General features: G+C 61.8%; 22 protein-coding genes and 2 pseudogenes. 8 read left to right on the top strand and 16 right to left on the bottom strand.

Features of this window, described 5'->3' with window-relative positions:
* Window positions 1–160: 160 nt before the first annotated feature.
* Window positions 161–616, bottom strand: a complete 456-nt coding sequence (locus SPHPH_RS0100580) for a carboxymuconolactone decarboxylase family protein (protein ID WP_028964964.1) — start codon at window positions 614–616, stop codon at window positions 161–163.
* A gap of 163 nt (window positions 617–779) precedes the next feature.
* Here SPHPH_RS0100580 and SPHPH_RS0100575 point away from each other — a divergent pair, with 163 nt between their 5' ends.
* From SPHPH_RS0100575 to SPHPH_RS0100565, 3 genes are read left to right on the top strand one after another with little or no spacing between them, the layout of a single operon-like run.
* Window positions 780–1562: an SDR family oxidoreductase gene (locus tag SPHPH_RS0100575; RefSeq protein WP_028964963.1), complete on the top strand. Its 783-nt coding sequence runs from the start codon at window positions 780–782 to the stop codon at window positions 1560–1562.
* On the top strand, window positions 1559–2002 hold the full coding sequence (locus SPHPH_RS0100570; RefSeq protein WP_028964962.1) for a hypothetical protein: 444 nt from the start codon (window positions 1559–1561) through the stop codon (window positions 2000–2002). The genes SPHPH_RS0100575 and SPHPH_RS0100570 overlap by 4 nt, the downstream gene beginning before the upstream one ends.
* Complete coding sequence (locus SPHPH_RS0100565; RefSeq protein WP_028964961.1) at window positions 1989–2891, top strand: sigma-70 family RNA polymerase sigma factor; 903 nt, start codon at window positions 1989–1991, stop codon at window positions 2889–2891. The genes SPHPH_RS0100570 and SPHPH_RS0100565 overlap by 14 nt, the downstream gene beginning before the upstream one ends.
* Window positions 2892–3323: 432 nt before the next feature.
* On the opposite strand, the gene SPHPH_RS0100555 is transcribed toward SPHPH_RS0100565, so the two are convergent.
* Window positions 3324–4226: an NAD(P)/FAD-dependent oxidoreductase gene (locus tag SPHPH_RS0100555; protein WP_028964960.1), complete on the bottom strand. Its 903-nt coding sequence runs from the start codon at window positions 4224–4226 to the stop codon at window positions 3324–3326.
* A gap of 79 nt (window positions 4227–4305) precedes the next feature.
* On the opposite strand from SPHPH_RS0100555, the gene SPHPH_RS0100550 reads away from it, so the two are divergent.
* Complete coding sequence (locus SPHPH_RS0100550; protein WP_272944229.1) at window positions 4306–4791, top strand: Rrf2 family transcriptional regulator; 486 nt, start codon at window positions 4306–4308, stop codon at window positions 4789–4791.
* Between the two features lie 300 nt (window positions 4792–5091).
* Here SPHPH_RS0100550 and SPHPH_RS0100545 read toward each other — a convergent pair whose 3' ends face one another.
* The gene (locus SPHPH_RS0100545) at window positions 5092–5808 is read right to left on the bottom strand and encodes an IS6 family transposase (RefSeq protein WP_028964958.1); all 717 of its coding nucleotides are present in this window, start codon (window positions 5806–5808) and stop codon (window positions 5092–5094) included.
* A 27-nt stretch (window positions 5809–5835) separates the two neighbouring features.
* Between SPHPH_RS0100545 and SPHPH_RS20305 the strand changes: the two genes are divergently transcribed.
* Window positions 5836–6282, top strand: a complete 447-nt coding sequence (locus SPHPH_RS20305; RefSeq protein WP_272944256.1) for an SOS response-associated peptidase family protein — start codon at window positions 5836–5838, stop codon at window positions 6280–6282.
* A 403-nt stretch (window positions 6283–6685) separates the two neighbouring features.
* On the opposite strand, the gene SPHPH_RS21755 is transcribed toward SPHPH_RS20305, so the two are convergent.
* The 3 genes from SPHPH_RS21755 to SPHPH_RS20965 all read right to left on the bottom strand — a co-directional run bounded on the left by SPHPH_RS21755 (window position 6686) and on the right by SPHPH_RS20965 (window position 7788).
* Entirely contained in the window at window positions 6686–6874 is a 189-nt protein-coding gene (locus SPHPH_RS21755; RefSeq protein WP_420329279.1) for an Rmf/CrpP family protein, read from the bottom strand.
* Between the two features lie 394 nt (window positions 6875–7268).
* A complete protein-coding gene (locus SPHPH_RS0100535) occupies window positions 7269–7523 on the bottom strand; it encodes a hypothetical protein (protein WP_156025737.1) in 255 nt (84 codons plus the stop codon).
* Between the two features lie 118 nt (window positions 7524–7641).
* Complete coding sequence (locus SPHPH_RS20965) at window positions 7642–7788, bottom strand: lmo0937 family membrane protein (protein ID WP_156025735.1); 147 nt, start codon at window positions 7786–7788, stop codon at window positions 7642–7644.
* Window positions 7789–7982: 194 nt separating this feature from the next.
* Here SPHPH_RS20965 and SPHPH_RS0100525 point away from each other — a divergent pair, with 194 nt between their 5' ends.
* Window positions 7983–8267, top strand: coding sequence for a hypothetical protein (locus tag SPHPH_RS0100525; RefSeq protein WP_156025733.1), 285 nt, complete (start codon window positions 7983–7985; stop codon window positions 8265–8267).
* Window positions 8268–8337: 70 nt separating this feature from the next.
* Here SPHPH_RS0100525 and SPHPH_RS20625 read toward each other — a convergent pair.
* The 7 genes from SPHPH_RS20625 to SPHPH_RS20955 all read right to left on the bottom strand — a co-directional run bounded on the left by SPHPH_RS20625 (window position 8338) and on the right by SPHPH_RS20955 (window position 13948).
* Window positions 8338–9095, bottom strand: a protein-coding gene (locus tag SPHPH_RS20625) for an IS5 family transposase (RefSeq protein WP_156025732.1) whose coding sequence is annotated in 2 segments (ribosomal slippage) — window positions 8338–8771 and window positions 8771–9095 — 759 coding nt in all. Because the reading frame shifts where the segments join, the coding sequence is not laid out codon by codon here.
* Between the two features lie 95 nt (window positions 9096–9190).
* Entirely contained in the window at window positions 9191–9748 is a 558-nt protein-coding gene (locus SPHPH_RS0100510; protein ID WP_028964953.1) for a hypothetical protein, read from the bottom strand.
* A 137-nt stretch (window positions 9749–9885) separates the two neighbouring features.
* Entirely contained in the window at window positions 9886–10041 is a 156-nt protein-coding gene (locus tag SPHPH_RS20960; protein ID WP_156025731.1) for a hypothetical protein, read from the bottom strand.
* Window positions 10042–10320: 279 nt separating this feature from the next.
* A complete protein-coding gene (locus tag SPHPH_RS0100500; protein ID WP_156025730.1) occupies window positions 10321–11283 on the bottom strand; it encodes a glycoside hydrolase family 130 protein in 963 nt (320 codons plus the stop codon).
* Window positions 11280–12050, bottom strand: coding sequence for an SDR family oxidoreductase (locus SPHPH_RS0100495; protein ID WP_028964951.1), 771 nt, complete (start codon window positions 12048–12050; stop codon window positions 11280–11282). The genes SPHPH_RS0100500 and SPHPH_RS0100495 overlap by 4 nt, the downstream gene beginning before the upstream one ends.
* 949 nt (window positions 12051–12999) lie before the next feature.
* A complete protein-coding gene (locus SPHPH_RS20300) occupies window positions 13000–13443 on the bottom strand; it encodes a hypothetical protein (RefSeq protein WP_051272740.1) in 444 nt (147 codons plus the stop codon).
* Window positions 13444–13546: 103 nt separating this feature from the next.
* Window positions 13547–13948, bottom strand: a complete 402-nt coding sequence (locus SPHPH_RS20955; protein ID WP_156025729.1) for a hypothetical protein — start codon at window positions 13946–13948, stop codon at window positions 13547–13549.
* A gap of 795 nt (window positions 13949–14743) precedes the next feature.
* Here SPHPH_RS20955 and SPHPH_RS21750 point away from each other — a divergent pair.
* Together SPHPH_RS21750 and SPHPH_RS0100480 are read left to right on the top strand one after the other, a co-directional pair.
* Window positions 14744–14839: pseudogene (locus SPHPH_RS21750) on the top strand (PEPxxWA-CTERM sorting domain-containing protein); the annotation flags it as partial.
* A 482-nt stretch (window positions 14840–15321) separates the two neighbouring features.
* Window positions 15322–16074, top strand: coding sequence for an EAL domain-containing protein (locus SPHPH_RS0100480; protein ID WP_475296572.1), 753 nt, complete (start codon window positions 15322–15324; stop codon window positions 16072–16074).
* A 258-nt stretch (window positions 16075–16332) separates the two neighbouring features.
* Here SPHPH_RS0100480 and SPHPH_RS20620 read toward each other — a convergent pair whose 3' ends face one another.
* The 3 genes and pseudogenes from SPHPH_RS20620 to SPHPH_RS18405 form a co-directional block, all read right to left on the bottom strand.
* Window positions 16333–16668 carry an HU family DNA-binding protein gene (locus SPHPH_RS20620; protein WP_081668698.1) on the bottom strand — a complete coding sequence of 112 codons (336 nt, stop codon included), beginning with the start codon at window positions 16666–16668 and terminating at the stop codon, window positions 16333–16335.
* Window positions 16669–16925: 257 nt separating this feature from the next.
* The gene (locus SPHPH_RS0100470) at window positions 16926–17405 is read right to left on the bottom strand and encodes a hypothetical protein (protein ID WP_156025728.1); all 480 of its coding nucleotides are present in this window, start codon (window positions 17403–17405) and stop codon (window positions 16926–16928) included.
* Window positions 17406–17752: 347 nt separating this feature from the next.
* A pseudogene (locus tag SPHPH_RS18405) lies at window positions 17753–18874 on the bottom strand (IS3 family transposase).
* Window positions 18875–19442 lie beyond the last annotated feature (568 nt).

Raw genomic sequence — 19442 nt, 5'->3', positions numbered from 1 at the left:
TTCCGGCCCTAGCGCACCAAGCCCCAGCCTTTCGCTGCCTTGACCCATCATCAGCCATTCGGCGGCTCCGCGCTTGCTCCTGATAGCGGTCGTTTGTTCAGCAAGGTCGACGAGTGCGTCGGAGCGGCCGCCTCGAATCGCGTTCACCTCAACACGGTGATCATGCCTTGGCGGCCACCGGCAACCGAAATGGCGCGCCCAAGCGATTGAAGGCGTTCATCGCGGCAATCGTGAGCGTCAGATCGACGAGCTCCTTCGGAGTGAACGCAGCCGCCGCCGCGGCATAGGCTTCGTCCGACGCATGGGTAGTGCTGAGGTTCGTCACTTCCTCCGCCCACGCAAGCGCCGCCCGATACGGGTCGGAAAACAGGTGCGGCACCTCGGCCCAGACCGGCACCAGCGCCACTCTATCGACAGACATGGTCTTGAGCAGGTCACGCGTGTGCATGTCGATACAGTGTGCGCAACCGTTGATCTGCGACACGCGCAGGAACACCAGATGGATGAGCTCTTCCGGCAGGTTCGTGCCCTTCGTCACGTACCGATGAATGCCGAACAGGGCGCTGGCGCCGTCCGGCGCGACCTCGACCCAGTTCAGGCGCGGCGTTCCCGTCATGATGCACTCCTCGTCACGGCGCCGACCACCGGCGCACGCGATCAGGACGAGGCAGTTTGGCGCGGTGTGACATCGCCCCTCCGAAAGATTTTCTGCGCCGACGTGTCACACTCCCCCGGCGCGTCTCGTCATGCCGGCAGACACTTTCGTGGGAGAACGCAACATGAAGTTGGTAGTAATCGGCGGAACCGGCCTGATCGGTCGTCCTCTGGTCGCGCTGCTACAGGACTGGGGCCACCACGTGGTCGCCGCATCGCCGAGCACCGGCGTCGATGCGGTGACCGGCGTTGGCCTCACCGATGCTATGGCAGGCGCGTGGGTCGTGATCGACGTCAGCAACGCGCCCTCCTTCGCGGACGACGCGGTGCTCGGCTTCTTCCGCACCGGCACCGCGAACGTGATCGCGGCGGCGCGCGAGGCGGGTGTCGCGCACGTGGTCGCGCTGTCGGTGGTCGGCACCGATCGGCTTCAGGCGTCCGGGTACTTCCGCGCCAAGCTGGAGCAGGAGCGGCTCGTCGCCAGCAGCGGCCTGCCCTTCACCCTCGTCCGCGCGACGCAGTTCTTCGAATTTCTGGCCACCATCGCGGACGGCTACACGCGCAAAGACGGCGTTCACCTGCCGCAGCTCGCGTTCCAACCGATTGCGGCGGCCGATGTGTCGGCGATGCTCGCCGAGCTCGCAATCGCGTCTCCCGCAAACGGCATCGTCGATGTCGCGGGTCCGGAGCGCGGGTCGATGGCGGAGTTCGTCGCCAGCTGGCTTGGCGCGCGCGACGATCCCCGCCACATCGTCGTCACGGCCGAAAAGGACTATTTCGGCGCTACGATCGACGATGACGCGCTGGTGCCCGGCGGCGAAGCGCGGATCATGCCAACGCGTTTCGACGCGTGGCTCCACGCCGTGACGCCCGCGGCGACCGCGGCGACCGCGGCGACCGCGGCGTGAGCCGGCGACTTCCGCTGGCGCTCGCGGTGCTGCTCGGCCTGGGCGCAGCCGCCAACAGGGCGTTCATGCTGCTGTCGCCGGCCAACTGGTATTTCGCGGTGTCGGGGGTCACCACGACCGGGCCGTTCAATCAGCACTTCGTTCGCGACATCGGACTGACCTTCTTGCTCGTCGCGGTGGCGCTGCTGGTCGGCGTGTCGAAGCCCGGCACGCGCGTGGCGCTCTGGGCCGCCGCCGCGCTGTGGCTGGCGGGGCACGCGCTGTTCCACCTGTGGGCAGTGGTCGCAGGCATCTGCGGCCCCGACGCATTGATGCGGGACTTCGCCGCGGTGACGCTGCCCGCCGTGCTGGCGGGCGCTCTGGCGATTTGGGCATGGCGCGATGCCCGTCTGGCGATCTACCAGCGGACCCCGTTGGAGGAAGCGCGTGCCGCACGTTGACGAACGCCTGCCTGATTTCCAGGCCCAGCGGCCCCGGCTGCTTCGCCTGGGCTACCGCATGCTCGGCTCGCTGAGCGAGGCCGAGGACGTGGTGCAGGAAGCGTGGCTGCGCTGGGTCGGGACGCGCGAGAGCGTCGATACCCCATCGGCGTACCTCACCCGCATTGTCACGCGGCTGTGTCTAGATCAGCTGAAATCCGCGCGTGCCCGGCGGGAAACCTACGTCGGCGCTTGGCTTCCCGAGCCGTTGATGCAGACCGACGCGACGGAAGAGACCCTTGCCGATGTGACGCTGACGCTCATGCTCGCACTGGAGCGGCTGTCGCCGCTGGAGCGCGCGGCGTTCCTGCTGCACGACGTGTTCGATGTCGCGCTGACCGACATCGCGACTACGCTCGGGCGGGATCCCAGCGCGGTGCGGCAGCTCGCCTCGCGTGCGCGCAAGCACGTTCAGCAGTCGCGTCCGCGCTTCGCCGTTGATAGGACGGAGGCTGACCGCATCGCCCGAGCCTTCTTCGCCGCAGCCCGTAACGGCGACAGCGTCGCCTTGTCATCGCTTCTGGCCAGCGACGTCGCCATCCACGCGGATGGCGGGGGCAAAGTCATTGCCTTCCACAACGTGATTAGCGGGATCGAGCGCGCTCTCCGCCTCTTCGTCGCACAGCGACGAAAGCGGGTCGACCCGCCCACGCTGCTGCGGACCGTTATGATCGACGGACTGCCAGGCTTCGTCAGCATCGATCGCGGCGCCGTGCTCCAGACCACCGCGCTGGAGATACGAGATGGACGGATCAGTGCGATCTACATCGTACGCAACCCGGACAAGCTGCGCCACGTCGCTGCCTTGCTATCGCAGCCTGACACTAAGTCGGCAGACTCGGCGTCCTGACCCTGTTTTCGGTGTCCGCCTGCGCGCCCGAGCGTACCTCTCTTTGACTAATTGACAGCAGGACCCCGTTGGTTGGAACGACCCACTTTCGGCCATTCACGCGCCGCTTTCCGCCGCCCGACATCTGCCGTTCGTTCATGTGAGCGGATCGACCGCTTAAATCGGGGTCAGCATCATCTCGGAGCGAGATTAGGGACTTTCATGCCGGACAGCCTCCATGATTGAAGCGGTCGAAAGCCGCGCACGTGCACACCTCTTTCGTGAAAGACCAATCGCCGCTGCGTGGTCGCAACATCGTGATCGGCATGCGTCACGCCTTCTAAACGCATCCGGATGCGGTATCACAACTACCGCATCCGCCACGTTGAGCGTGCAGGTGCACCACCATCGCTTACACTGTCGACTGGTGCAGAAGTCTGCCAACTGAATGGCTTACCCCGCCTTTGCACGAACGGAAGCCTGATGTGCTCCGATGCCCGCCAGCACACCCGCAGCGGACGCAAGCGTGGCGTTGTGCATGGGGGTGGCCGTGTCGCCTGCTGCCCACACGCCCGCGACTGAGGTAGCACCCCACTGATCGACCTTCACGTACGGCCCTGTCGGTCCGTCCTCATGTACGCACCCCAGCATTGTAGCGAGCGGCGTAGCAGGATCCGTGCGCGGCGCAGTGAAGACCGCTGCCACCCGAACGAAGCGTCCATCGGCAAGGCGGACACCGTCAAGCGCTGGCGCGTCGCCTGCCAACTCCACGACCGGCGTGCGCTCGATGGTGATGCCGCGCGCGGCGAAGGCGTCGATCTCGGCCGTGTCCGGCTCGAACAATCCCTGCGTGAAGTAAGTGGTCGGTCCCCAGTCCGGAATGAGCATAGCCTGATGCGCTGACATGGGATGCGCTGCAACCACGCCGAGCGGCAGGTCGCGTACCTCATATCCGTGGCAGTAAGGACAATGAAGCACGGTCTCTCCCCAGCGTTCGTACATGCCGGGGATCGCTGGCAACTGATCCGAGACACCCGTCGCCAGGATCAGGCGCCTGGCGCGGTGTTCACCTCCGCCCGACAGTTCGACGGCGAAACCGGCACCAAGTGCCCGCGTGCCAACAGCCTCACCGGACATGACCTCGACGGTCGGATAGCGCAGCAATTGACAACGGACATCGCGCATGATCGCCGCAGGCGCACGCCCATCCTGTCCCAGAAAGCCATGCGCCTCGTCTGCGAAGCGGTTCCGCGGCGTCCCGGCATCGATCACCAGCACATTCTGTCGCGCGCGCGCCAGCTGCATCGCAGCCGACATTCCCGCAAAACTGCCCCCGACCACGATCACGTCGTACATGCGCCTGCCTTTCATATAACACGTTCGGTTACATGATGCAGTGCCTCAGCTTTTGCAACAGCGGTTGTGGCATGATAGCGTGCATACGCTGCCGGAGGTCGAGGGTTTGGACGCGCGTCTGTCGAGAATGCTGCATTTGCTGATCCACATGGGTCGCATGGAGGGACCGCTGACCTCCGAGGTGGCGGCAACGATGCTGGGCACCAACCCGGTGGTGGTCCGACGCACGATGGCCGGCCTTCGCGATGCGGGTTACGTTCGGTCGGTTAAAGGGCATGGCGGTGGCTGGTCGCTGACGTGCAAACTCGACGACATCAGCATGCTCGACGTGCATCGCGCCCTCGGCGAAAACCGCATCTTCGCGCTTGGTCCGGCTGATCCCAACCCCACCTGTCTGGTGGAACAGGCCGTCAACGGCTCACTGGTAAGTGCGATGCGCGAGGCAGAGACATTGTTACTGCAACGCCTTGCCGAGGTAACGCTGGCCGATATCGCCGCTGACTTTGACAAACGTTTCGCGAGCCTGTCGCCTGACGATCAGCTCGCACGAGCGCAGTCGATGTAAGCGACCAAGCTTTCCCGAAGACGAAGGTGCAGCGAGACGGCCAGGGCGGGTCGGGTTCCTCAAGGCCCGGGAATTTGGAGCTACTCGCAAGACCCTGTCTCAACTGCTTTTTATTGAAACGCTCTGGCGAATACGAGAAACAGGATTGCCGCAGGTCGGAAGGACGGCCGGTGTCGGAATGTCCCGTCTACTGCGGAACGGCGGTTCGCCGTTCCGCAACGGCAAAGACCCAGAAAGGTGCTGTCAGTCTAATGCGAACCGCTCTCCACACGATGCACGTCGGTCTTTGAAGGTCGCAGCCTAGCTGGCGAGCACCTGCCACTCCGCCAGCGCGGCGGAGCGTCGTTCGCGGTAGGTCTGTCGATCGATGAGGTGGCGTTCGAGGCTGAAGTGGTTGTGGACGTTGGCGTGAACAGAGGCGAACTTCTGCAGCGTCTTCATCTGCCGAAACCTCAGCATCGCCCGTTCTCGTCGTCGGAACGGCAAGTGTGAGTTTTCCACCCGGTTATTGGCCCAGCGGCCCACCTCCTGCTTGTCCCGGTTGCCGAGCTCGTTCATCGCAGCGCCGTAAGAGCGCAAGCCATCGGTGGCAATTGCCTCAGGTGAGCCATGGCGCTTGAGCGCCTTCTTCATGAAGCGGAGTGCTGCATCCTTGTCTCTGGTGCGGGTGACGTAACTCTCGAGGATTTCTCCCTCATGGTCGACCGCTCTCCACAGGTAGACCATTTCGCCGTTCAGCTTCACGTACATCTCGTCCAGGTGCCAGCGCCAGTGACGAAAGCCGCGCATCCGGCTCACCCGCTGGCGACGGATGTCTCCGGCGAACAGCGGTCCAAATCTGTTCCACCACAGCCGCACCGTCTCGTGGCAGATGTCGATCCCGCGCTCGAACAGCAGGTCTTCCACGTTCCGCAGCGACAGTGGAAACCGCACGTACATCAGCACCACCAGCCGGATCACCTCCGGCGACGAGTTGAAGTAGCGAAACGGGTTGGCTGGCTTGCGCGGGCGGGGCATGCTCCCGCCCTACCTCACCCTCACCCGATTACCAGCAGGTGCATTTGGTTTGACGGAGCCCGCCAGGAGGACGGCGCCCGCACGCTGGACGTCATGCGCTGGGGTTTTCCGTGGAAGGTGCCCGGCGAGCGCATCGACAAGGTAACAGGCAAACCCATGCTGCTCGACACGATAGTGACGAATGTCAAAAACTACACGTCGCCGTTCTGGAAGTCGGCGTTGGCGAACCCTGAGCGACGGTGCCTCGTCCCGTTCACCAGCTTCAGCGAGTACGGCCCCCGCCCAGCCGGCAAGCGTCCGCTGTTCTGGTTCGATGTTCCCAGCCAGCCGATCGTAAGCTTCGCGGGCGTGTGGCGGCCGATCGAGGGCGGCGCTGTGTTCGCCTTCCTGACGACCGATCTTAATCCGCTAGTGGCTCTCAGCCATCCGAAGGCCATGCCGGTGCTGCTCGACGAGGAAGATGAGGATCGATGACTGACGTGCTCGTTTGACGACGCCGTGGCGCTGGCGAAGCCGTTCCCGTCTCAGTTGATGGCTATGGATGAAGATAACTCGCGTGGCAGTCTCGGCTGAAGAGCTAAATTTGCGCCAAGTCTAGCGAACTAACGTCGCGGGAGCCGCCTCGCGCTGCCCTGCCACTCTCCGAAGCCGCCGCCCGCTCGGTTTCCTCAGCCAGCCGAAGAATGATGTCGCGGTCAGCCTTGCTGTTCAGGCCTTCTGCCACCCGCCGCAGCCGGGCCGCCTCTTGTCGAAGACGAAAAGCGTCGCTCGTTTGCTGTTGATCCGCCACCTCGCGCGCTCCCGTTTATGAGCGATCCATGATGGCGGTGTAACTAAGCAGCATCACCCACTTAGGCTAACGGTCCTGACCTGATAATCAGGCAGTTCGTCGGGTTTGCTCCGTGCTACCGATTTGGCACCACTGACGATCCTGCCGGCTAGCGTTGAAGCCGCGAATCCATTCGGATCGTTCTCGCGCAACGAGTGCCGAGCGATAGGGGCAGTCCGCCATCGACGAACCTAATAGCTCGCCCGCTCGCACCCCTTCAGCATAAGCATTCTGCACTTTAGATAATCCCTGCGACTCGTGGCCTCTCTATCGGAGGCTGCCAATGCCCTACATTGGTTACAGGTTCGTGGTTAACAAAAATTAGGACGCGCGCAGATATCGCTCGCTACGAGAATGGCGCGAGTAAAAACGCCCGGCACTATGGCCGGGCCAGGTCAGGATCCCCACAGGATAGGGCATGCTACGGTTAACAGCTAAACGCGGAGCGTGGCTTCAATTTTCTGACGAGCAGCTTCGATCCGGCGAGATCGGTTGCCGAGAAGGCGCCAAGCGGCAGCTGCCTGTAGCCAGCGATCTCGTACGTTGGACAGATCCGTGTTGCCGGCTCGTTCGTCGCAGTTGTCTGCTTGTGAAGCGTAGAAGGCAGCTTCCTGGGCGTATGCGCTCGTCATCACTCCTGCCCCGCGTTTGGATCCAGATCGTCACGACCAGCCTTCACCAAATCCTGCGTCTTCGTGTTTGGCTCCGACTGCTCGTTCTCGTCCTTGGCATTGCCATCCGCGTCGGCATCGGCACCTTCGCCGGTTCCTGCGCGGCTTTGACCAGTACCTTGCGTCAGATCCTCGGTCGTCGTGCCGCCAAGGTTTTGCTTCTTGATGTCGCCTGACGGGTCGGCGCCCTCGTTCGTGTTGGATTGCTGGGCCATCATGCCCTCCATCGCTGTGTCGCGGGTAATGCGGCGAGCATGGAACGCAGCAGGATTGAGAACGGCCCCGGCTTCATGGCTGACCAGTTCCGCCTTGGTAGCCGTCGCTCAAGTTCGGCTAAACTGAACGCTGCCCCGAGAACAGCTGGATCAGGCCGACGACGACGGCGATCACGAGCAAGATATGGATCAGCCCGCCGGCGACGTGGAGCGAGAAGCCGAGCAGCCATAGTACGAGCAGGATAACGGCGATTGTCCGCAGCATCGATTAGATCCTCACTCAATGGCATTTAGCGCCACGTTCAAGAGCCAAACGCCGGCATGAGGCAACGTTCCGTTACAAAAAGGGTTATACCTCGCACATCTCCCCTAGGCCGGTCTGATCTGACAGCCAAAAACTGGGTGACGTGTTGATGGCCGCCGTCTCAGGGCGAGCGTATTGAAAAAGGACCACCCATGATGAAGCAGGCAACCTCGGCAATCGCCGCAATCGCTCTAATCACCTCAGCGTCAAGCTTCGCGCAGACGAGCCACGAGAGGAAGGTGGATCATGACACGAGTGTCCACAACGGCGTTGCCACCACCACGACCAAGGTGACCGACACGAGCAAGCGCAAGACCAACCAGCCAAAGAAGATCCTCGGGGTGAAGGTCGGGCACAAGACGAAGACGACCAAGGTAGTGCGCGAGACTGCCGTCAGCTCGAATGGCGATCGCAAGGCCGTCGTCAAGACGAGCCACTAAACATCGAGCCGGCGCTATCTTGGATAGCGCCGGCTCGACTTCGTTACGGCCTAGGGTCAGGACTCATTGGTCATAACCAGAAGATGACGGTGGCAGCGAGGGCGATGGCGGAGAAGAAGACGGTTGGGCATCGGTCGTAGCGCGTGGCGACGCGGCGCCAGTCCTTCAGGCGGCCGAACATGATCTCGATACGGCTGCGCCGCCGGTAGCGGCGCTTGTCGTACCTGACGGGCTCGTTGCGGGATCGCCGACCTGGGATGCAGGGCTGGATGCCCTTGGCTTCCAAGGCGTCCCTGAACCAATCCGCATCATAGCCGCGGTCGCCGAGCAGCCATTGCGCCTTTGGAAGGTCGTCCAGCAGCGCTGCCGCGCCGGTGTAGTCGCTGACCTGCCCGGCGGTCATGAAGAAGCTCAAGGGCCGTCCGTTCGCATCGCTGACAGCGTGCAGCTTGGTGTTCATGCCGCCCTTGGTGCGGCCGATCAGCCGCCCAAGGCCCCCTTTTTAACCCGCAGGCTCGATGCCGTGCGGTGTGCCTTCAGGTAAGTCGCGTCGATCATGACGGTCTTGGGCTCTGCCTCCGCCGACGCCAGACCCTCCATCATGCGCAGGAATACACCTCGCTCGCCCCGCCGCTGCCAGCGATTGTAGAGCGTTTTGTGCGGCCCATAGTCCTTCGGTGCATCACACCAGCGCAGCCCGTTGCAATTGACGAAGACGATCCCGCTCAGAACCCGCCGGTCATCGACCCGTGGCTTGCCATGGCTCTTGGGAAAGTACGGCTGCAGACGCGCCATCTGCTCATCCGTCAGCCAGTACAGCTCGCTCATCCACGGTCTCCTCACGGAGCCTGAATCAGATCGCAACGCTCACATCAATGGGTCCTGACCCTAGACTTCTTGGAGCGCTGTTCTTCAATGCAGTGTTAGCGACGCGGGCATATCGCCCGCCCCCGCGGGTCACGAAGCACTTCCTGACGAATGCGCCCGCTACGTGCCTTGCCTTGATATACAGCACAGCCCTTTGCATCGTACTCGATGCGAGCATCACGATAGCTCAGGCGCTTATCGAGCCGCTGAAATGCTTTCACTTCGGCGCTGGGCAGCGCATCATTCCCGTACGAGCGCCTGCCTGACACGTCCCCCAACTCTGCATCAATGCCGACAACGAGGCGGTCATAGCTTGCTAACTCCGCTGCACTGACGAAGCCTTGCTGGCGCTCGAAGCCTACCATTTGACGTTGAGCCTGCATGAGCTGGTTGCGCAACGCTGCTGATCGTGCCGGGGAGAGTTTGCCGTGCTGTTCGGTGACGCGAACTCGGTCGATCGCAGCGGCAAGGCGCGAGCGCATGTCCTTAGTCTGCTGCGCGTTGCTTGGCCGATAGGCCTGATTATCGCGGAACTGCGCAACCGCAGGGGAAGCGGTGCCGGTTACGATGGCGAGCAGAGCGGTCACGGGAAGAAGCAGCTTGTGGAACGTCATGGGCAACTCGCGGTGAAGTGGAGCAGCCAAGACGCTCGATGCAGTGGGATGATCCACTGAGTCACAAATATGGGTTAGACCACGCTCGGCGAGCGCCGAGCCTGATAGCTATGAAGACTTCTCCGCTTGGCTCGACCTCAAAAATCTAAGCCACGCCGCTCGATCTCTGACGACAAGACCTGCATCCGCAAGTCATCCTTCTCCCAAGTCGTTTTCGACCATTCGGTGATGAGTTCCTGGTCGGTCCAAGTGGCGAGAGCCTCGGGGGTGAGCGGCGGCTGCGAATCGGTCATATCGTGAACGTACGCCGCCGGCTGGCATTATGACAGATGCCCGTTTGCCGCAAAATACCGTGAGGGGGTAGAGCGTGAAACATGTACTAAGGCCAACTGTGCAATGGTCCTTGCTTCCCGATTATTAATCATGCGCTATGATAGCTACTTCGGATCGTAGGCAGCAACAGCTCGAGTCACAAAAGCGGTAAGCTATCTGATGATTTAAGAGGCAACGCCGGTCGCCTCTTTCACCATATCCATTATCGCCGGTCGGCTTGCTTCGGCGCAGAACAGTTCTCAGCTGCGCCGGATAAGCGCGCGCGATAGCCTCCGATCCTCCAGGGAATAATATAGCCAGATTGCGTCTCCCTCGACTACGACCGAAGCGGCAAAAGCGATATCGGTCGCACTGCGGTCGGCCACCGGCGGCGGGGTAAGCAGGGGCTCGATCCCGCGCGCCACTACGCGCTCATAGGCGGCGTCGAAGGCCACCCAGCCTATGCGCCAGCGCGCGTCGCGGGTAGCGCCATTGTAGAACATGACCGGCCTCGCGGGATCGTCGGTCAGCAGTGGCCCGGTGGAGAGATGCCAGTCGTCCCAGCTGTCTGCGCGGGGCATGAAGGGCGTCGGCTGCTCGGTCCAGGGGCCCGCCACGTCCGGTCCAGTCGCCAACCCGACGCGAGAGGCCTCGTCCGCGGCGTATTCGTAGAACAATCGCCAGCGGCCATCGGCCGGGCAGTCGACCGTCGCCTCCTTAGTGTTGCCCTCCGACTTGGACGAGGCGAGCGCCGTGCCGCTCTTGATCAGCCGGTCGAGCGACGGGCCGGTCGCATAGGAGAGCTCGCCGTGAGCGTGATCGGCGAGCACGCCTGAGTAATATACGACGTACTCCCCGCCCTGGCGCACCACGGTCGGATCTTCCACGCCGCCCGCGTCATGGTCGTCAGGGCCGGGGACAAGTGAGGGGGCATCGAGCATCGTGAAGCGAACGCCGTCCTCGCTCCACCCGGCCCAGATCTGGCCGGTATCGGTCAGCGGCTCGCCCGCCCGAACGATAGCGCGCACCATCAATCCCCAGCGCCCATCGTCCTCGCGCCAAACAAAGGGGCTCATCAGATCGCGCGCCATCAGCGCAGGCGGACCGTCGACGATAACCGGCTCAATCGCCTTGACGTTGAAGTCGAGCAGCGTCGTTGCGGCGACGACCGGATCACGCCGGTGAGGGTCGGCGACAGTGGCGGAGGAATCAGGCGCGGTCATGCGCCGAGCGCCTGCATCAGCGACAGCCCGCCGTCGATAACGATGCGCGCGCCAGTGATGTAGCGAGCGCGATCGGAGGCGAGGAAGACCGCAAGGTCCGCCACCTCCGCCGGATCGCCGGCCCGTCCGAGCGGAATGTTGCCCTCCAAAGTGCGGCGGTAGGTGGTGTCAGTCTGGGCGCGTGCGTTCATCGGCGTGAGTATCATTCCCGGCTCGATCGCGTTGACACGCACCCGTCGCGGCGCCTCCTCGATCGCCAGCGTCTCGACCAGGTTCGACAGCCCACCCTTGGCTGCGCAATAATCCGCGCCGCCAGCGCGCACCGCGTAGGCGTGGATAGACGAAATATGGATGATGGCAGCGTCACTCAGCGCATCGCCGCGTCCGTTCAGGAAACGGCGGGAGACGAGGAAGGCGCCGGTGAGATCGGTGTCGAGCAGGCGACGCCACTGCGCCAGCGCCATGGCGCGGACTGGAACGCCGCTCATGTTTAGGCCGGCGGAGTTGACCAGTACATCGCCCGGCCCCCAGACCTTTTCGACAGCGGCGAAGGCAGCATCGACCGAGGTCTCGTCGTCGACATGCGCCTGAGCGGTCATCGCCTCGCCGCCGCGCTGCCGCACCGCCTCGGCGCTGGCTTCAGCGGCCGCGGCGTCGGCGTAGTAAAGCACTGCTACTCGATCCCCCGCCGCGCCGAAGGCCGCCGCGCACGCTGCGCCAATCCCGGATTCCGCCCCCGTCACCACGATCGTTCTGGCCACTGTCATAGTCCTCGCCGTTGCCGCCGCATAACGCCGCTTGGGCGCGAACGGTCTCACCTCCGCCACCCTGCGGAATATCGTAGCTGGGTGGCGGAGCTGAGACGAAACAACTTCGTGCCGCGACCAAAGCATGCGCTGCAGCTTCGCTGCCGTGTCACCACCCGTGATCAATGCCTCAAACTTGCAGCAACCGCATCATCGATCCTGTCGTCGGCATCGCGCCAAGGAGAAGACTGATCGCCCACGCCAGCAACGTCGTCCAGTGCGACGGCCCAACAAGCTCAGATCACACTCTCCGACCTCTGCAAGTGGTCGTTAGCAGACGAGCGGCTGCGGGTACCCGGCGGGTATAACCGAGTTCGTCCGTACCTTTGCACGAGGGAAAAAGGCGGCCGAGCGGAGGAGTTCTCCGCCGCAGTCAGCCGAATGTCGCATTGTGATGGATAGCTGACATTCCCCCGACGATGTAAATCGGTTTGATGAATCAGCAGGCTCTATCTTTCCTCAAGGTGCCCGTTGGGCAGACCGCGCCCGGTCGTCGATATGTATATGGCGAGGTATCGTTGGGCGAACTCAAGGAGCCGTTCTGGTCTGGGACCTACGTCTGGCTCCCCGAAGAATATGAACGTTACTGGGTGGCTGCCGCGAGGCGGTGCTTAGCTACACGGCTTCCGGTGCTATTCTACACGGACGTAGGGGTCAGAGCGTCAAGGGCGTATCACGTCGTGCCGACCGCGACCGGCTTGCTTGTTTTCGAGCAGATATTCCAAGACGCGCGCCAACCTCTGACCCGCATTGGTGCAGCCCAAGCAATACGCCGAGAACGAGATCGCGTGTCCTGTTGGACCGCACCTGTTGCCTCTCTGCATTCGCTTGCCGTTGGCCGGTAAATGTCCGCTAGTGGGCGGCAGCGGACCCGGGGCGGGTGAGCGCGCTTGGCTACTCCGCCTGCATCCTAGGCGACAGAAGATCGGAGGATCGCTTCGGTGTTTTCGCCAGTCAAGAGGCCGTCGAATGCAGAGGCGAACTGATCCAGGTCGGCATAGGTCACGAGAAATCCCACTTCTACCATAGCCTCCAGGTCGGCCGCGGCGCCGTTCCATACCTCAGTGGCCAGATGGACCGTCGCGCGCACGTTGCCTCGCAGATCATGGGGCGCGAAAGCGATGGCGAGGTGCACTTGTTCGAGCGCCTCCGCCCTGTCGCCAAAACCGCCAGCGATTGAAGGTAGGTTTTGCGCTTCGAGCGGAAAGGCAGACAAGGCAGCAACAAATCGGCGTAGATCCTCAACCGCAAACCACGCGCTTCCCCGACCCGCGAAACCCCTTGCCGACACATCAGCAGTGAGTTCGCCGTGCCACTCGTCTTCGGGCGCGAAGCGCAATTGCAGTAGGTTCATACAGACTGCTTAATCGTCTCAGGAATGACCGCAACTGGGCGCTAGCGGCCCGACCGCTCCCGATGCCCGCGCCGAACGTCGCGAAGTGGTGGCAAGCGGACGTTCAGTCATGCGCAGGGATGAACACGGTCTTTGATTCCGGTGGCAGCCCAGTTGGTCGGAGATTGGCCGTGGCGAGCACGCCAATCCGCCCAATCTGATTGGCCACGACCAATGTGCACCCATCTTCCGGCGAAGCGCTGGGATGAAGCTGTTGTCCCACTTCTACCTCAATTGCGCCGTCCTGCGGCCGGCGAGGATCTACCGGCGCATCGGCAGGGCGAAAAATGCGATTGGCCAGCGAAACAAACAACGGTCCACCATTTCGCGGGAAATAGATCGTGACCCCCTTCTCTGAGGCAACCACGTCACTCACCCAGCATATCGAAGGCAACTCCTCGGCCTTTTTGGCGACGTCAGGCCTCATAGCCAGAAGGAGCGCTGCGGTAGAAAGGAAAAAGAGCATCCCATCCTCCGGTTGGATCGGCAACCTATCGGCACATGTGCGATCGTCAGCAAGTGGGCGCTAGCCGTCCGGCAGCTTTCCAGCCCGATAGCGGTCCGTCTGCTTTCGGGAGGATCCGGTCGACTCTCACGCCCCGGAACGGCAAGGCCTAATGGTTGCCGGGAGGTCCCCTTTTTGTTGCGCGGGTGATAAAGCGTGACTTGCTTGAACAGCGACGGACGTTCTCGATCCGATCTGGGACAATGCATAACGGATGGACGTCGGCAGCATCTTAACAGCGGGTTAACAACCGACTAACGAGCGAGCGCTCGCCCGATTAGAGGCGGGAATGAACCAAGGGGTCGTATGAAGTTCCTGCCTGCTCTGCTCGTCGCTGCCACCGCCATTGTCAGCACCCCCGCCAATGCCGCGTACATCACGCGCACGTACGATTTTTCCGCTTCGTTCGACCTCTCGGCGCCGAGCAGGACGATTAGCGGTTCGTTCACCATGGAGTTTGATCCCATGGCGCGGGAGAATGCGGCGATGCGCGCGTTTTCGTCGAAGCAGCTGAACGGCTATCAGTTCGGTGGCGCGTCCTTCAACAACGGTAACGTCTCGTTCGGCAATTGCGACCGCACGGGCTGCACCGCCGGGTCGAGCACCAACACCTTCTTCGCCAGCTTCAAGGTCGACGCGGACGGCAACGTCCTCTCGGTGCGCAACACCGACTTCGTCTACGGCAAGGCGCTAACCTGCTGCGTGACGTGGCAGTCGGCATCGTTTGTCGTGAACCGTGTCGGGGGCGCGACCCCAGCGGTGCCTGAGCCCGCCACCTGGGCGACGATGATGCTGGGTTTCGGCGTGATCGGGTATGCGCTGCGTCGTCGTACGGTCCTGCGCTTCGTTTGATTAATGGTGAGCCGGAGCGTGCTTGCGTCGCGATCCGGCTTCAGCAAGCACCGTCCAAGAAGTCGGAGCTATAACAAAAAGCACTTTCAATCCGTTCACCGGGCCAAGCTCGAGACTCTGCTGGCTTTGCAGCCGAGATGCTTCGACTGATTTCGCCTGACCATCCTTTTATCGTAAGTCTTGCTATGTTCCGCCTATGGACGACGGCTGACCGGCTGGTTCATTCGTTGTCACATGCTACCCGTCTGCGCGACTTCCGCAACTGGGCGAGAGCCGTCCGGCAGGAATGTCGCAAGATGGTGGGTTGGAGACTGGCCGCTCCCGGGAAGCGATCTTCGGTAAGCAGCCGTTGGCTCAGGCGGCCTCGGCGGGGTAACAGTGCATTTTTTCGTGGATAACGGGCCCTGCGATCCACACGCGAGCAGACTACAGCAAGAAGTCGCTTCAGGCTGTTTTAACGCTGCTCATGTAGCTAAACCCGCATGGAGATGCGCAGGATCTGCTCCGGCTGCCGAGATGGCGTTGACTTCGATGTACCGTTCACGATGGCGTACCAGCCCATCGTTGACGTGGAACTCGGGCAGCCATTCGCTTATGAGGCGCTGGTTCGTGGAGTAGACGGCTCAGGCGCGCTCTCTGTGCTGTCCCGTGTCAACGAGACGAACCGCTACGCCTTCGACCAGGCCTGCAGGGTCATGGCCATCGAAGGCGCGTTGAGCGCTGGGCTGCTGAACACCGATGCGCGTCTTTCCATCAACTTCCTTCCTAATGCGGTCTACTCGCCGCTCGCGTGCATCCAGCTCACGCTTCGCACCGCAGGTCAGGCGGGGCTGCCACGCGACCGGCTGATTTTCGAATTCACCGAGAACGAGCAGATGGGCTCGCCCCAGCACGTCATGAGCATCATCGAGACCTATAAAAGCATCGGGTTCGGGGTTGCTATTGACGACTTCGGCGCCGGCCACTCCGGACTGGATATGTTTGCGCGGTTTGCGCCGGATGAGGTCAAGCTTGATATGAGCCTCATCCGGGGCATCGACACCGACCTGCGTCGCCGCGCCATTGTACGGTCAGTTGTGGGCATGTGCGATGAGTTGGACACCCTCCTCATTGCCGAGGGGATCGAGACGGAGGCGGAGGCATATGCCTTGCGCCAGCTGGGCATACGTTTTCATCAGGGGTTCTGGTACGCTAAGCCAGAACTTGAACGACTGCCGTCCATCATACCGCGATAAGCTGGTGCCCTCGACGTTGCTCAACGAGCTAAGGCGCGCTTGATGTCCCAAAATCGAGCCGCTCAATCAGTCGTAAGCGGACGAACGCCCGGGGTATCCGGCGCGTATAATCGTGTTCAATCGCGCTTCATCCTGAGGAGAGAAGGCCATCGCGGCGGAGGGTCTCTCCGCCTCAATCAACAAGCCGTTGGCCAAAAGGATCTTCGGCGTTGCTTAGCGTCAACCCGGCCTCGCTGACGTTCGTCAGCGTTCAAGCGATCAAGAGGCCGCTGTGTTCACAAGGGTCTGTAGGCCTCGAGCGGGCCGAAAATGCGGCTTACGGGATGCTTCCACCTGCACCGGCACGCCAGTCTTTGGATTTTTCCCCGTTCGTGGTTGCTGGGCACGCGTGGTGAATGTGCCGAAGCCCCGCAGTTCGACACGACCGCCTTCTGCCAGCCGATCACGGATCTCATCAAAGAAAATCGACACTATCGCCTCGACATCTCTGCCGAAGAGGGTCCTATTCCTTGCAACAAGGCGCTTTTCAGCTCCGAGCGCGTCACTGTTCCTTCTCCTTCGCCTGGTTGGCCGACCGACACGACCTGACTGCATCTGCCGCCCGTTGATAACGATTGCAAACATACATCGGGTGTCGGGAGAATGACAATTCGGACAGAAATCCTTTGAGGACGGACGATCGCGAGCATCGCAGGGTATCGGGCGGGTACTGAGCCTGACCGCGCCTTCATAAATGACAGACTTCCGCGGGCCCATCATCACAGAGGCAGACGTCTCCTCCGCCTTAATGGCCGGAATTCGTCGAAAGCGGCACGACCAATCAGCCGCCGCTTACCTGAGAAGCGGACGCTCTAAGTTCGGGTAGAAACCCACCACATGCGACCAGTGACTGCTCCGCCAATCGCGCCAAGCAGTGCCATCCAATCGCCACCGGGCATTTCCATCAAGGATAGTGCGATGATGAGGATGAGAAATCCAGAAACGCTACCAACGCCAACATAGGCCGCGCTGCCCTCCCATCCTTTGCGCCTGAAAAGAATCGTCACCGGAAGCCCGATCACAATGCTCGCGGTGAGAACTATCGCCAAAGCGACTACAAACGGCAGCACAGCGAGCCAGACCGTCGCAACCATACTGTCCGGACCGTTGATCCCTTCAGGCAGCGAGGAAATTGCCATCAACAGCGTAAAGGACAGCAGAGGTGCGGCGCTGACCAGGCTGCCGACCAAGACGGACTTGCTGAACGCCCACATCGCGAACGATTGAAGCATGGGCGACGCCCGTTCGCAACGTCCGCTTTCATCCGCTGCGAGAAGTATCATGACCGGCAAGAACTGGGCGCCTTCGGCCGCGCCGCTTTTTGGCCCTACCACGTCGCAATTTGGTGGAAGGCAGACGTTCGTTGTGACGGTCGATAGCGGCGCGTGCTTTCAGCAGAAATCGCGCTTCTGGTGTTGACGCCGATATGGCGAACTCCGCTCGCCGAGAAGCGCTATACGCTCCGGTATGTCTGTATGAAACACGTCCCCCTTAACGACACCCAGATATCGCCAACGATCAGAATCGGTATCGCGCTCCGCCGTCTCCTTTTCGGTCAGATATCGAGGCTTTTCATCTTTCGGCAAAACAAAGAAAGCGTCGCCAGCGCCCTGCTCAACAACTGACGTGCTCCCCATTTTCAGGCCGCCGATAAGTTAGCTTCGGTGTCCTCATGCCCTTGGCGCGAGCGGTTGGTGAAGTCGGCGGGGTGCCATGCCGTCGAGGCTGCTGTGCGGACGCACGGTGTTGTAGTCCGTGCGCCATGCCTCGATGATCCGTCTCGCCGCAGCCAGCGAGGGGAACAGGTGCTCGTTCAGACATTCGTCGCGCAAGCGACCATTGAACGACTCCACAAAGCCGTTCTGCTGCGGCTCGCCGGGCGCAACGTAATGCCACTCGACGCCGGTGTTCTGGCACCAAGCGAGCACGGCATGACTGGTCATTTCGGTGCCGTTGGCGCTGACCACCATGCACGGCAGCCCGCGACGGTCGGCGATGGCGGTGAGTTCGCGGACGACACGCCGGCCTAACAACGAGGTGTCGACGATGCATGCCAGGCATTCCCGGCTGTAGTCGTCGATGACGTTGAGCACGCGGAACCGCCGGCCGCAGGCCAACGCATCCGATACGAAGTCGAGCGACCAGCGCTGGTTGGCTTCCTGCGGGATCGCCATCGGCGCCCGCGTGCCCAACGCCCGTTTCCGGCCGCCACGCTTGCGCACCGTCAGCCGCTCCTCGCGATACAGCCGGTACACTTTCTTCAGGTTCATGCCCTTGCCTTCGCGCCGCAGCAGGATCGCAAGCCGGCGATAACCGAACCGGCGACGCTCGTTGGCGAGCTCGCGCATCCGCTTGCGGACAGCATCATCCTTTCCGCAAAGCGGCTCATATTGCCACGCCGACCGGTTGACCCCGACCAGCCTGCAGGCGCGACGCTCTGAGAAGCCGTGGTCGGTCATCAGCTTCTCCACCGCGGCGTAGCGATCCACAGACCGGGTCAGTTTTTTCCCAGCAGATCCTTCAGCGCCGACACGTCCAGCATCGATTCCGCCAGCAGCTTCTTCAGCCGCCGGTTCTCGTCCTCCAACGTTCGTAACCTCGCCGCTTCCGACACGGTCATCCCGCCGTACTTCGACTTCCAGTTGTAGAACGTCTCATCGCTGATGCCATGCTTCCGGCACAACTCAGCGGTCTTCACGCCAGCCTCGTGCTCAAGCAGCACGCCTATGATCTGATCCTCGGTAAAACGGCCTCGCCGCATCGCTCGTCTCCATCTGACGAGCTAACTTATCAATGACATGATTTCCGGGGAGCACCTCACCCCTTGAAGGCGCTCCTGCTCGCTTCGGATGATCACGAGCAGAACCAGAAACAATGGGTTTGTGCTACTGCTCCGTAGATGCTGGTGCGTTTCAACCTTATCTTAACCGTTGAAACATTCACCACCACCTCCTCGGTTGCAAACGAATATAGATTGTAAATATTGAGACAAGCGTCTTGATCTTTATGTCCCTGGATGTCGCCCCTGAGGCCAACTTTAATGGTTAATCTTATTGAGATTTTCGCCTCACTACTGAATCTGTATATTCGATCATACAGATCGTCGCAAAGCATCATTTCGCCAATGAAAATTTATTGAGCTTCGCTAGTTCTGCCGGCCGGTAGGAGTACGAAGATGATTGCCTGGTTCCGAAACAACGCCCCGATCCGCCTCAAATTCCGGGTGGTTGTGGCTTTCCAGATCCTGGTCGCGGCGCTGAGCCTGAGCCTGATCTACATGGCGGCGATGTCGCCGGCGGCCGAGGTGTGGAGCATCATGCTGGGCGGCT

This window comes from Sphingomonas phyllosphaerae FA2 (assembly GCF_000427645.1).
In the GTDB taxonomy this organism is placed as follows: Bacteria; Pseudomonadota; Alphaproteobacteria; order Sphingomonadales; family Sphingomonadaceae; genus Sphingomonas; species Sphingomonas phyllosphaerae.
The sequence above is the reverse complement of the archived record's forward strand: the minus strand, read 5'-3'. Positions and strand labels throughout refer to the sequence as shown.

Bases quoted from the DNA above. Each gene is read 5' to 3' on its own strand.
- SPHPH_RS0100580 (WP_028964964.1), bottom strand. From the start codon at position 616: ATGACGGGAACGCCGCGCCTGAACTGGGTCGAGGTCGCGCCGGACGGC.
- SPHPH_RS0100575 (WP_028964963.1), top strand. From the start codon at position 780: ATGAAGTTGGTAGTAATCGGCGGAACCGGCCTGATCGGTCGTCCTCTG.
- SPHPH_RS0100555 (WP_028964960.1), bottom strand. From the start codon at position 4,226: ATGTACGACGTGATCGTGGTCGGGGGCAGTTTTGCGGGAATGTCGGCT.
- SPHPH_RS0100545 (WP_028964958.1), bottom strand. From the start codon at position 5,808: ATGCCCCGCCCGCGCAAGCCAGCCAACCCGTTTCGCTACTTCAACTCG.
- SPHPH_RS0100535 (WP_156025737.1), bottom strand. From the start codon at position 7,523: ATGGCCCAGCAATCCAACACGAACGAGGGCGCCGACCCGTCAGGCGAC.
- SPHPH_RS20965 (WP_156025735.1), bottom strand. From the start codon at position 7,788: ATGCTGCGGACAATCGCCGTTATCCTGCTCGTACTATGGCTGCTCGGC.
- SPHPH_RS0100525 (WP_156025733.1), top strand. From the start codon at position 7,983: ATGAAGCAGGCAACCTCGGCAATCGCCGCAATCGCTCTAATCACCTCA.
- SPHPH_RS0100510 (WP_028964953.1), bottom strand. From the start codon at position 9,748: ATGACGTTCCACAAGCTGCTTCTTCCCGTGACCGCTCTGCTCGCCATC.
- SPHPH_RS20960 (WP_156025731.1), bottom strand. From the start codon at position 10,041: ATGACCGATTCGCAGCCGCCGCTCACCCCCGAGGCTCTCGCCACTTGG.
- SPHPH_RS0100500 (WP_156025730.1), bottom strand. From the start codon at position 11,283: ATGACCGCGCCTGATTCCTCCGCCACTGTCGCCGACCCTCACCGGCGT.
- SPHPH_RS0100495 (WP_028964951.1), bottom strand. From the start codon at position 12,050: ATGACAGTGGCCAGAACGATCGTGGTGACGGGGGCGGAATCCGGGATT.
- SPHPH_RS20300 (WP_051272740.1), bottom strand. From the start codon at position 13,443: ATGAACCTACTGCAATTGCGCTTCGCGCCCGAAGACGAGTGGCACGGC.
- SPHPH_RS20955 (WP_156025729.1), bottom strand. From the start codon at position 13,948: ATGCTCTTTTTCCTTTCTACCGCAGCGCTCCTTCTGGCTATGAGGCCT.
- SPHPH_RS0100480 (WP_475296572.1), top strand. From the start codon at position 15,322: ATGGAGATGCGCAGGATCTGCTCCGGCTGCCGAGATGGCGTTGACTTC.
- SPHPH_RS20620 (WP_081668698.1), bottom strand. From the start codon at position 16,668: ATGCAGTCAGGTCGTGTCGGTCGGCCAACCAGGCGAAGGAGAAGGAAC.